Here is a 12,124-nt window from a genome sequence, read left to right on the forward strand (position 1 = left end):
CCACGCCCGGATCGCCAGGAAGGAACAAGATGGCCGACAACACCGTGATCGCCCCCGACGAGACACTCGATATCCCCGATTTCCCCCTGCGGCGCGCCGCCGAGGAACCGTTCGCGCCGCCCCCGCTCGTCCGCGCGCGCAACGCCGAACGCGAACTGTTCCGGGTACGCATCTGGGACGGCAGCACGCCGTGGCTGATCACCGGATACGACGCGATACGCGCGCTGTTCGGCGACCCTCGGGTCAGTGTCGACGACCGGATCGATGGGTATCCGCACTGGAACGAGGCGATGCGATCCACCGTGCACAAACGTCCCCGGTCGGTGTTCACCTCCGATGGCGACGAGCACAACCGCTATCGACGAATGCTCACCAAGTCGTTCACCTTCAAGCGCGTCGAGGCGTTGCGCGCGTCCGTGCAGCGTGTCACCGACGAACACATCGACGCGATCCTGGCCGGACCGCAACCCGCCGATCTCGTTCCCGCCCTGTCGCTTCCGATTCCGTCGCTGGTGATCAGCGAGATGCTCGGAGTGCCGTACGCCGACGCCGAGTTCTTCCAGGAGCAGGCCAACAAGGGCATGAGCCGCTACGCCACCGCCGAGGACGCGGCGGCGGGAGCGGGCGCATTGGCGAAGTATCTGGCGAATCTCATCCGCGAACGGGTCGAGGACCCGCGCGAGGACCTGGTGTCCGACCTCGCCGAACGCGTCGGGGCCGGTGACATCAGCGTGCGCGAGGCCGCGCAGCTGGCGACGGGCGTGCTGATCGCGGGCCACGAGACCACCGCGAACCAGATCAGCCTGAGCGTGGCGGCGCTGTCGCAGCGGCCCGATCAGCTCGAGCTGCTGCGCGACGCCACGGACCCGAAGGTGATCGCGGGCGCGGTGGAGGAACTGCTGCGTTTCCTGAGCATCATCCAGACCGGTCAGCGGCGCGTCGCCGTCGAGGACATCGAGATCGGCGGCGAGACCATCCGCGCGGGCGACGGGGTCATCCTCGACGTCGCCCCCGCGAACTGGGACGCCCGTCGCTACCCGGAACCGGACCGGTTGGATCTGGAACGCCAGGACGCGCCGCACGTCGGTTTCGGCTTCGGACGCCACCAGTGCGTCGGCGCGCAACTCGCGCGCATGGAGTTGCAGATCGTGCTGCCCACCCTGTTCCGGCGCATCCCGACGCTGCGACTCGTGCAGCCCGTCGACGATCTGCCGTTCAAGCACGACGCACTCGCCTACGGTCTGTACGAGCTTCTGGTCACCTGGTAGCCGACACGGCTTCCCGAAACGCAGCCCCCGCGCCACCACCACCGAATGGGAGAGGTCCATGCCGGAGTACGACTACGAGAAGATGAAGAAGGACGCCGAGCCGTTCATCACGTTCGAGAAGGACGTCAAGAACCGCATCGCGTACATCACCTTCAATCGCCCCGACGAACTCAACTCCACCAATATGGGTATGCGGCAGAACTATGCCGACCTCATCCACAAATGCAATGTCGACGACGACGTGAAGGTCGTCGTGATCCGCGGCGAGGGTGACGATTTCGGCAGCGGCGGCGATCTGCCCGAGCAGCGCGAAATGCTCGAGAACCCCGGAATGTCACTGCTGCACGAACTCTCGATCAACGACGAGAACGTGAAGTACCCGCCCGGCGACTCCTACCGTTACCTGTCGACGGTCACCGACCACTACGCCAAGGCCCGCGCGGGCAACCGACCGCTGCAGGAGCTGAAGAAGATCAGCATCATCGAGGCCAAGGGGTACTGCTACGGATGGCACTTCTACCAGGCCGGTGACGCCGATCTGGTGATCTCCTCCGACGACGCGCTCTTCGGGCATCCTGCCTTCCGCTACGTCGGCTGGGGTCCGCGGCTGTGGTGGTGGGCCGAGACCATGGGCCTGCGCAGGTTCTCCGAAATGCTGTTCACGGGGCGGCCTTTCACCGCCGAGGAGATGCGCGAGTGCGGATTCGTCAACAGCGTGGTGCCGCGCGAGGATCTGGAAGCCGAGACGCTCAAGTACGCGCTCGCGTGTTCGCGGTCCCGGCCGACCGACACCGTCGCGGTGCAGAAGACCTTCCTCGAACTCTACAAACAGCACAAAGGCGAGTACTTCGGCAGCCTGCTGACCGGCCTTGTCGAGGGGCTGCTGCCGATGATGACCAATGACAAGGAGAACGAGGTCGACCTCACCGGGGACACCTTCGGCAAGGGCCTCAACAACGTCGTCAAGGACAACGACCTGAACTTCCCGCCCGAATGGCGGCTCAGCCGCTCCGGCCGCAAGAAGCCGTGACCGCACAGGCGCTGGCCGGTTTCCGCGTCGTCGAACTGGCCGAGCGGGTGGCCGGGGAGTACTGCGGGAAGCTGTTGGCCGATTTCGGCGCCGAGGTGATCAAGGTCGAGCGGCCGGGGACCGGAAGTCCGACCCGACGCATGTCCCCCGTGCTCGGCGCCGGGACCGAATCGAGCGGACTGTTCGCCTACGCGAACACCAACAAGCGGTCGGTCGCGCTGGACACGGCCGACCGCGCCGCCCTGCACGCCTTGATCGCGACCGCGGACGCCGTCGTCGACGACCACGCGGCGTCCTGGCGCGAAAGCATCGGCCTTGCCCGCACGGCTGTCGAGGCCGACCATCCCGGCGTCGTGTTCTGCTCGGCGACCCCCTTCGGCGCGCAGGCGCCCGACCGGCTCCGAAATGCCACGAGCCTGAACATCTTCCAGGCCGGCGGCTGGGGTCATCACACGCCGGGCAATTGCGATCCCGAAGCCGCACCGCTACAGGGGCCGGGCAGGTTCGTCGCCGACTACGAAGCCGGATTGGACGCGGCGCTGTGCGTCGCGTCCGCCCTGTTCGGCAAGCTGCACCGCAGGGCGGGGGAATTCATCGATCTGTCCCAGCAGGCCGTGCTCGCCTCCCGCGCGGATTGCGTGCTCGGCAGGTTTCTCGCGGGCGAAGTGACTCCCGAAGGCGCACGCACCGACTTCGATCAGCAGGGACCCGCCTCGTTCTTCACCTGCGCGGACGGCGCCGTCTACCTGTACATGACCAACCGGAATCACTGGCGTGGCCTGCGCGCGTTACTGGAAGAGGCCGCGTGGCTGGACGAATTCGACGAGAACTGGCTGGAATTCGATGTCTCGGCCGACAAGGTGGCCGCCTTCCGCGCCGGGTTCGCCCGATCCGTCGCCGCCCGCTCGCGCGCCGAGCTGACCGAACGCGCCCAGAAGCTCGGCGTCGCCCTGGTACCGGTCAACGACGCCGCCGACCTGAAACAGTCAGCGCAATACCGGCATCGCGGTTTCTTCCAGCGGGTCACGCATCCGACCCTCGGCGCCGCGGACTATCCGACCGTGCCCTATCGACTGAGCCGCACACCGGCCCGGATCACCCGTTGCGCACCGGAATTGGGCGAATACACGACGACGACGGCACGCGGGTCCGTACGTGAGCCCGTACCACCCCGATTCCAGCGACCCCGTAGCACCCGAGGCGGACCGCTCGCGGGAGTTCGCGTGGTCGAGTTGGGCAAGGTGTGGGCGGCGCCGTATGCGGGCAAACTGCTGGCATTCCTCGGGGCCGAGGTCATCAAGGTGGAGAGCCGCGACAATCCGGACGAGATGCGCGCCTACGGCGGCACCGACATCGACCACGCCCCCTATTTCCTGAGCATCAACCCCGAAATACTCAGCGTCGAGATCGACATGAAATCACCGACCGGGGCGGATCGATTGCGCGAACTCATCGCCCGCAGCGATATCGTCATCGAGAACCTGCGCCCCGGCGCCATGGCACGACTCGACCTGACCTACGAGGCGTTGACAGCGATCAAACCGGACATCATCGCGGTCTCGATCAAGATGTGGGGCACGAGCGGCCCGCTCAGCTACCAGACCGGCTACGCGCCCTGCTTCGCCGCGCTGTCGGGAGCGGCCGCCTCCGTCGGCCGTCCCGGCGGGCCGCCGTTGGGCGCCAACAGTCGCTACGGCGACTCGACGGTCGGCGCCGCCGCGGCATTCGCCGCCGTCACGGCGCTGTTGCACCGCGAACTCACCGGCGAGGGCCAGTTCGTCGACGTGTCCGCCGTCGAGACGCTGTCGACCATGATCGGCGACCGACTCCTCGAACACGGTCTCACCGGACAACCGCTCGCCCCCGTCGGCAACCGTCACCCGGACCTGAACCCGCACGGATGCTACCGGTGTGCCGACGGCTGGGTCAGCATCGCGGTCGCCGACGACCGGCAGTGGCGGCAGCTGACCGAAGTCCTCGACGCACCGAACCTGACGGCCGACAGCCGCTTCGCGAACAACCGCGGCCGGAGTGAGAACAGCGACGAACTCGATGAAGCGATCACCCGCCACACGCTGGGCCACGCGGCCGAGGACCTCGCTCGACGGCTGTCCGAGGCCGGGGTGCCCGCGACCAAGAGCGCGACGGCTCCGGAGATCATCGGCGACCGCGGACTGTGGGACCGGGAGTTCTACCGATTCGTCTCCGACCACCGCGAAGGCCTGCGCCCGATCCTGGGCGCACCGTGGCGAATGTCGCGTTCCGAAGCGGAAATCACGCGCGGCGCACCATGTCTCGGCGAGCACGACGCGTATGTACTCGCCGAGATCCTGTCCTCGCCGACCGCGGCGATCGACGGCACGCCATGACCGCGACGCGACCCGAACAAACCGCGATCGGCGACCGCCACGGTCTACCCATCCCCGTACATCCTGAGGCGCTGCACCTGGCGGGCGCCGAATTCCTCACGCGAGCCTTCCACACCGCGGGAACTCTCGCCCCCGACAACGCCGTCACCGCCATCACCGAATTCCGGGAGATCGGCGGCGGCAGCACCGGACGCAAGGCGCTGCTCTCGGTGCGCTATCGCCACGAACAACCGCACCTGCACACCGACCTGTTCGCCAAATTCTCCCGCGACCTCGACGACGAGATCAGGGACCGGGGTCGAACGCAGATGGAAACGGAGGTCGGCTTCGCCGAATTGGCCCGCACTCCCGGATTTCCCGTCACGGTGCCCGCCGCCCAATTCGGCGACTACCACGCCGAGTCGGGGACCGGACTGCTGATCACCGAGCGAATCGCCTTCGGCGCGGACGGCATCGAACCACAGCACCACAAATGCCTCGACTACGAGATGCCGCAGCCTTATGAGCACTACCGCGCGCTGCTGACCGCCGTCGCGCGATTGGTGGGCGCGCACCGCGCGGGCGCGCTCCCCGAACATCTGATCGAACGGTTTCCCACCGAAGAACAGATCACGGGAGCCGGGCAGCGCCCTTCGCCCCAGAAATTGCCGCGACGACTCACCCGACTGCGCGAATTCTGCCTGGCCTTTCCCGCGCTACTACCCGAGCACGTCCGCACGGACAGTTTTCTCACCGGTTTCGCCGACGCGGCCGTAGAATTCCAGCGACACGAATCCGCGATCTGGTCGCGGTTGCGCTCCGACACCGAATACAGCGGGCTCTGCCATTGGAACGCCAATGTCGACAACGCCTGGTTCTGGCGCGACGACAAGGACGAACTGCACTGCGGACTCATGGACTGGGGATGCGTCAGCCGCATGAACCTGGCCATGGCCGTCTGGGGCGCGATGTCCGGGGCGGAAGTCGAACTGTGGGACCGCCATCTCGACGACCTGCTCGACCTCTTCGTCACCGAGATACACCGATCCGGCGGCCCACGACTCGATCCGAGCCGCCTCGCGGCCGAACTCATGCTCTACATCGGAACCATGGGCGTCACCTGGCTGCTCGATGTCCCCGCCGTGATCATGCGCGGCTTCGCGCCTTCCGCCGACCTGACGCGCACCGATCCGCGGATAAAATCCCACGAGAGTATTCGCGCACCGCTACAGATGCTGACCAACGTACTGAATCTGTGGCATGCGCACGATTTCGGCGGCCTGCTCGAATCCGCACTGCTCCAACGACTCCGACCAGGATAGAAATGGCCGCCGCTCTCATTCAGGTAGATCGATCCTCTGATTCGGAAGGTGGGATCATGTTGACCGAACGTGTGAACAGTGCGCGCGCACCCGGCGCGGACAGGTCGGCGGCCACGCGGGAAGCACTGCTGTCCACCGCCGAGCGGCTGTTCGCGGAACAGGGCCTGTCCGCGGTGTCCAACCGGCTGATCAGCGCCGAGGCCGGGCAGGGAAACAACGCGGCCGCCAACTATCACTTCGGAAGCCGCAGCGAGCTGTTGCGCGCGATCGAGCGCAAACATCGAATACAGATAGACGAGGTGCGTGTCGCACTGTTCGCCGAGACAGCCGATTCCACGGAATTGCGCGACTGGGTCGCCCTGCTCGTGCGTCCGCTGACCGATCACCTGGAAGCGCTCGGCAATCCGAGCTGGTACGCGCGTTTCGCCGCCCAGGCCATGGCCGATCCGGTGTTCCGCCAGATCGTGACGACGGACGCGCTGGCCTCTCCCCTACTCGGCCGCACACTCGACGGCATCATGGGCTGCCTGCCGAAACTCGACAGGGATGTGCGCTACCGGCACACCGTCATGACCCGCAATCTGCTGATGCACACCTGCGCGGAGCTCGAGGGCGAACTCGCCGCGCACGGACCTGACACCCGCTGGACCTGGCGCGACGCCGCGGAGGACCTGACCGACGCCATCGTCCGGCTCTGGCAGGTGCCCGCGGCTTCCGGAAGGAAGGTATGAACGTGGAATTCGTCGAAGTGAACGGCGGTCGCATCGCCTACGAGATTCTCGGCGACACAGGCGATCTCATCGTGCTCACCCCCGGTGGCCGATTCGCGATGGACATCCCGGGACTGCGCCCGCTCGCCGAGGCGTTGGCCGCGGGCGGCCACCGAGTGCTGCTGTGGGACCGCCCCAATTGCGGTGCGTCGGACGTCCAGTTCAACGGGCAGAGCGAATCCCACATGCGCGCCGACACGCTGCGGGGCCTGCTCACCGCGCTCGACACCGGACCCGTCGTGCTCGCGGGCGGTTCGGGCGGCGCACGCGATTCGATGCTGACCACGATCCGATACCCGGACCTGGTGACGAGACTGGTGCTGTGGAACATCGTCGGCGGGATCTACGGCACCTTCAATCTCGGCGCCCACTACATCCTGCCCAACCTGCAAACGGCGCGCACCCTCGGCATCGACGGCCTGCTGCGCATGCCGGAATGGCGCGAGCTGGTCGCACTCAACCCGAACAACGAAGCGCGACTGCGCGAACTCGGCGACGACGAATTCGTCAAGGTCATGTCGCGCTGGCTCAACGCCTACGTCCCGAAACCGGGACAGACCATCCCCGGCGTCGAGGACGAGCTGTTCGACCGAATTCGAGTACCCACCTTGATCATTCGCGGCGGCGCGCACGATCCCGACCACCCGAGGCGCACTTCCGTGGAAGTGAGCTGCCTGATCGAGGGTTCGACCCTCGTCGACCCGCCGTGGCCCGAGGACGCCTGGGAAAGCGCGGTGCGGGACCGGGCGCACGGGCGGGTGGACCGATTCAACCTGTTCGACACCTGGGTCCTCGCCGCACCGACCATTCTCGAGTTTCTCGCCGATCGACCGAGGAGGTAACCGATGCCCGACGAATTCGCCGACAAAGTCGTCATCGTCACCGGGGGTGCGTCCGGCATCGGCCGGGCGACGGTGGAACTGTTCCACGAACTCGGCGCGACGGTCGTCGCGGCCGATATCGACGCCGACCGAGGCGAACAACTCGCCGAATCCCTCGGCGAACGCGCTCACTTCCGGCAGGTCGACGTCGGCGATCCCGACCGGGTCGGCGAATTGGTGCGAAATACCGTGGAAACGCTGGGCGGCCTGCACATCATGGTCAACAACGCGGCCGTGTCCAGCCGACTGCGCAAGTTCCTCGACGACGACCTCGGCGACTTCCAGCGCATCATGTCCATCAACGTCCTCGGCGTCATGGCGGGCACCCAGCACGCCGCGCGCCACATGGCCGAAGCGGGCGGCGGCGCCATCGTCAACATGACCTCCATCGGCGGCACCGAAGCGGGCGGCGGAGTGATGATCTACCGCGCCTCCAAAGCCGCCGTCGTGCAATTCACGAAATCCGCCGCGATCGAACTGGCGCGCCACGACATCCGCGTCAACGCCATCGCCCCCGGAAATATCCCGACCCCCCTGCTCGCTTCCTCGGGCGAGGGCATGAGCGCCGAAGAAATCGAATACCAGGAAAACAGAGTCCGCGAAATCATGCGCTCGAACCGCCCCCTCCCCCGCGAAGGCACCCCCCGCGACGTAGCCGAGGCCGTCACCTACCTCACCGGCGAACGCGGCCGCTACATCACCGGCATCGTGCTCCCCGTCGACGGCGGCACCACAGCGGGCAAGCCGCTGCCGAAACGCTCCTGAGAGCGCGCCCCGTTCTCGGCCGCCAGGTAGCTCGATCCCCAGGTGATGGCGACGGCAGGCAGAGCCAGGTCCACACCGGTCGCGGAGATGCGGCCCGGTGTGCCCCGGACGTGGTCTCCGGGGCACACGGTGGGCCGGTACGCCTCGGCCATCCCCTTTTCGCCTCACCGCACGATAACCGACAGCTCCCGCGACGCCGTCGCGCGAAACGGGTCTCCGGTCGTCAACCGCACCGTCGAGTCGCCCGGCGCGGGTGCGCGGAGCACGACCACGTCCGGCGGTCCCTCGGGTGCGAGCACCCGTCCGTCCGGCAGTGGTGTCGAGTCTCGGTACACACCGAGAACCTCGACCGAACAGCCCGATGACACCCGCGCTCCCGCGGCGGGCAGCAGCACGATGTCACCGGGCCGCAACTCGAATACGTGGGGTGCGGCGTTCGGGTGTGCGCGGCGGCGGTGCATGATCGCGCTGGAGGTCGCTCATTTCGGGCAGAGAGTCGCCATCGGATATCCGGGTGCTTGCCGTTCCCATTCGGCGGCGTCGAGGAGTGTGCTTCCGCTGGTGCAGATCTGGTCGGCGACGGTGTCGGGGTCGGTGGTCCAGAGGCGGACGACTCTCTCGTCGCCCGCGCCGACGAGCAGTCGGCCGTCACGACCGAATCTCGCGTCGTTCACCCGGCCGTGGTAGGCGGTGAGGTTCGGGATAGCGAGTGCGAAGTCATGCCCCGAAAAACTCGGTCGGAGGAAGAAGTGTCGTCCGAAGTTCCCCGAAATACCGGGCCGGCAGCTGCTGACGGGGTGGATAGACGGTTGCGCGGTCTGCTGTACCCACCAAAAGACTCACAAGCCGCTATTCAAGAAAGCAACGATTCCGATAGCGGACCTCTCGGATGGTTATCCGACCGCTGTCCAGAGCACGAATATTCCTGCTACGGTTGCATTGCGCCGAAGTTGACCACCTCGACACGACCCTCGTGAATCGGCCGTCCACTACGGCTCGAGCCGTACTCGACCCTCTTCGATTTCGTAGCCGCGCTCACAATTCACACCGCAGCCGCATACCGGAAGGAAGACGTCTGCATCCTCGTCGATTTCGAGCTTTCCCACGATGCCGCATCCGGCAACCGCAGCACCGGAAGGGCCGCGCCGCACGGGTGGTCGCATCCAACGATCAAGTCACCCGGTACGGAGGAGGCGTTCGTTGTCAGCGCAAGGTCGAACAGGTAGACCGATCGAAGTGATCGTGCTCGGTGCGGGCATCGGCGGGCTCACCGCGGCCGCCGCACTGCGACAGGCCGGTTTCGCGGTGGAACTCTACGAGGCGGCGCCGGAACTACGCGGGCAGGGATTCGGACTCGCGTTGCAGGCCAACGGGATCACGGCGCTGCGCACGATCGGTCCTGGCATCGAGGAGGAACTCCTCGAACGCGGCGGCAGAATCGAGACCTTCCGATTCAACACCGCCGACGGGACCCGGCTACGGGAATTCCTCGTGCGCCGCCAGGACGAGCGGCTCGGCGCCCCGAGTGTCGCCCTGCACCGCAGGGACCTGCACGCGGTCCTGTTGCGCGCGATCGGCGACACGCCGACCCATACCGGCGCGCGTGCCAGTCGGTTCATCGACGACGGCGAGCGGATCCGGGTCGAATTCGCCGACGGTCGCGTCGCCGACGGTGACCTGCTGGTCGGAGCCGACGGCATCCATTCCGTGGTGCGCGCGCAGTTGCACGGGCGCGCCGAGCCGCGTCCCGGCAATTTCGTCGCGTGGCTGGCCTGCGCCCCGTTCGAGCACGCCGCGGTGCCGCGCGGCTCCTCCATCCACTATTGGTCCACCGGAATGCGTTTCGGCATCCACGACATCGGCCACGGTCGGGTGTACTGGTGGGGAACGATGACCATGCCGGGTGCGCTAGCCGCGAACTGGCACGGCGACAAAGAGGACCTGCGGGGGCTCTACGCCGACTGGGCGCCGGAGGTGCGCGCCTGTATCGATCGCACCGACTGGGCCGACGTGCTCGCCGTGCCATGCCAGGACCGCCCGCCGTTGGACCACTGGGGGCGCGGCCGCGTCACCCTGCTCGGCGATGCCGCGCATCCGATGCTGCCCAGCCTCGGCCAGGGCGCCAACTCCGCCATCGAGGACGCGGTCGTGCTGGCGAACAGCCTGCGTACCTCGCTGGATCCCGTTGCGGGACTGCGCCGTTACGAACGGATGCGCGCGGATCGCACCGCGACGTTGATCAACGGGTCGAGGTCGCTCGGCAGGATCGAGCAGTTGGTCGACCCAGCACTGGTGAAGGTGCGCGACACCTACCTGCGGTTCGCGCCCGCCGAACACTTCCTGCGCGAGATGGCCGAGCCGATGTCGTTTCCGCCGCTCGACGGCCCGACCGCGCGCCTGCCACGCCCGCTGTCCCCGGCGGAACGCTGGCACTGGATCGCCGATCAGCTGGCGCCGCTGCACATTCTGGCCCGCGTGCGGGTGCACGGCTCGATCACCGCCGAACAGGTGCGGGTCGGCTTGGACGAAGCCCAACGCGCGCATCCGCTGCTCGGTGTGGCCGTCGTGGCCGAGAGCGACGGCACCGCGCCGCGTTTCGTACCCGTGTCGACGCCGATTCCGCTGCGCCACGTCGAATCCGCGGATCCGACGGCCTGGCTGACCGAAGTCGACGACGTCGAACTTCGCGATCACTTCGACTGGCGCACCGGCCCGCTCGCCCGCGCCGTGCTGATCACCGATACGAACGGTGAGGCGAGCGACCTGATACTCACCCTGCACTACGCGATCGCCGACGGGGAGAGTGCGATGGCGGTGGCGAAGCAGGTGCTGCAAGTCGCGGCGGGCGAGGTCGCCGCCCTCGAACCCGCCCCGGTCCGGCCTGGACCGGAGGACTTGTTCCCGGCCGGATTCACGGGCGCGCGTGGCTTGGGCCGCACCGTCGGCGCCTTGCTGCGCGACCAGAAGTCCCAGCTGCGGCGACCGCGGCGATTGGAACCCACCCGGCTCGCCCCGCCGTCGCGGTGCCGCAGCCGTGTCGTGCACCGCGGCCTCGACGCCGATCGGCTCGACGCCCTGCTGGCGGCCTGCGAACGCCACGGGGTCGGCCTGCGCGCCGCCCTGTCCGCGGCGCTGCTCACCGCGTCGGCTCGCGAATCGGGCGCCGACGCCGAATCCTGGTACACGGTGGGCAGTTCGGTGAACTTCCGCGACCGGCTCGGCGTCGTCGCCGATGCCGAGGTCGGAACCTATCAGGGCATGATCGCGACCGCCGCGCGGTATGCGCCGTGGCGCTCGCTGTGGCAGATCGCGGCCGGGCTCGAGCGTGCCTACGACACGCGAATGGACCGCGACGACCACCTCGCGATGTTGAACATGCTCGCTGTGGCCGCGCCGAAATCGGTGGCCGACAGTGCGTCCGCGGTCCGGATGATGCGAACGCGAGGACCGGGCCACCTGTGTATCACCGACCTGGGGCACTACGCGTTCCCTGACAAGATCGGCGCGTGGCGGCTGTCGGGTGCGCAGTTCGTCTCGGGTATGTCGATATGCGGATTCATCATGGCCACCGCCAACGCCACGCACGGCGAACTGTTCTTCAACCTGGGTTATGTCGAGCCCGCGGTGTCCCGCCAACGCGCCGATCGGCTCGCCGACGAGAGTATTCGCGCTCTGCTGTCGGCGATCTGACAAGTCCGGTCACGACCGTGCTCGTCACGGTGGGACATCGATGTCCGCGA

General features: G+C 67.4%; 10 protein-coding genes. 8 read left to right on the forward strand and 2 right to left on the reverse strand.

Going from position 1 to position 12,124, the window contains the following annotated elements:
* The first annotated feature begins 29 nt into the window (after positions 1-29).
* The 7 genes from IT779_RS25515 to IT779_RS25545 are packed head-to-tail and all read left to right on the forward strand — an operon-like array spanning position 30 to position 8,384.
* Positions 30-1,268 carry a cytochrome P450 gene (locus IT779_RS25515; RefSeq protein WP_196151937.1) on the forward strand — a complete coding sequence of 413 codons (1,239 nt, stop codon included), beginning with the start codon at positions 30-32 and terminating at the stop codon, positions 1,266-1,268.
* Positions 1,269-1,326: 58 nt separating this feature from the next.
* A complete protein-coding gene (locus IT779_RS25520; RefSeq protein ID WP_196151938.1) occupies positions 1,327-2,298 on the forward strand; it encodes an enoyl-CoA hydratase/isomerase family protein in 972 nt (323 codons plus the stop codon).
* Positions 2,262-4,667 (forward strand): CaiB/BaiF CoA transferase family protein, encoded by a 2,406-nt coding sequence (locus IT779_RS25525; RefSeq protein WP_196151939.1) that lies wholly within the window; start codon positions 2,262-2,264, stop codon positions 4,665-4,667. The genes IT779_RS25520 and IT779_RS25525 overlap by 37 nt, the downstream gene beginning before the upstream one ends.
* The gene (locus IT779_RS25530) at positions 4,664-5,968 is read left to right on the forward strand and encodes a hypothetical protein (protein ID WP_196151940.1); all 1,305 of its coding nucleotides are present in this window, start codon (positions 4,664-4,666) and stop codon (positions 5,966-5,968) included. Before IT779_RS25525 ends, IT779_RS25530 begins: the two co-directional genes overlap by 4 nt.
* A gap of 56 nt (positions 5,969-6,024) precedes the next feature.
* On the forward strand, positions 6,025-6,699 hold the full coding sequence (locus IT779_RS25535) for a TetR/AcrR family transcriptional regulator (protein ID WP_196151941.1): 675 nt from the start codon (positions 6,025-6,027) through the stop codon (positions 6,697-6,699).
* Positions 6,700-6,701: 2 nt separating this feature from the next.
* On the forward strand, positions 6,702-7,580 hold the full coding sequence (locus IT779_RS25540; protein WP_196151990.1) for an alpha/beta fold hydrolase: 879 nt from the start codon (positions 6,702-6,704) through the stop codon (positions 7,578-7,580).
* A gap of 3 nt (positions 7,581-7,583) precedes the next feature.
* A complete protein-coding gene (locus IT779_RS25545; protein ID WP_196151942.1) occupies positions 7,584-8,384 on the forward strand; it encodes an SDR family NAD(P)-dependent oxidoreductase in 801 nt (266 codons plus the stop codon).
* Between the two features lie 164 nt (positions 8,385-8,548).
* Here the strand turns inward: IT779_RS25545 and IT779_RS25550 are convergent, their stop codons facing one another.
* Entirely contained in the window at positions 8,549-8,845 is a 297-nt protein-coding gene (locus IT779_RS25550) for a hypothetical protein (protein WP_196151943.1), read from the reverse strand.
* Between the two features lie 18 nt (positions 8,846-8,863).
* Entirely contained in the window at positions 8,864-9,058 is a 195-nt protein-coding gene (locus IT779_RS25555; protein ID WP_196151944.1) for a hypothetical protein, read from the reverse strand.
* A 562-nt stretch (positions 9,059-9,620) separates the two neighbouring features.
* Between IT779_RS25555 and IT779_RS25560 the strand changes: the two genes are divergently transcribed.
* Positions 9,621-12,074, forward strand: a complete 2,454-nt coding sequence (locus tag IT779_RS25560; protein WP_332838960.1) for an FAD-dependent monooxygenase — start codon at positions 9,621-9,623, stop codon at positions 12,072-12,074.
* The last annotated feature ends 50 nt before the right edge of the window (positions 12,075-12,124 follow it).

It is taken from the genome of Nocardia bovistercoris (assembly GCF_015674855.1).
Taxonomy (GTDB): Bacteria; Actinomycetota; Actinomycetes; order Mycobacteriales; family Mycobacteriaceae; genus Nocardia; species Nocardia bovistercoris.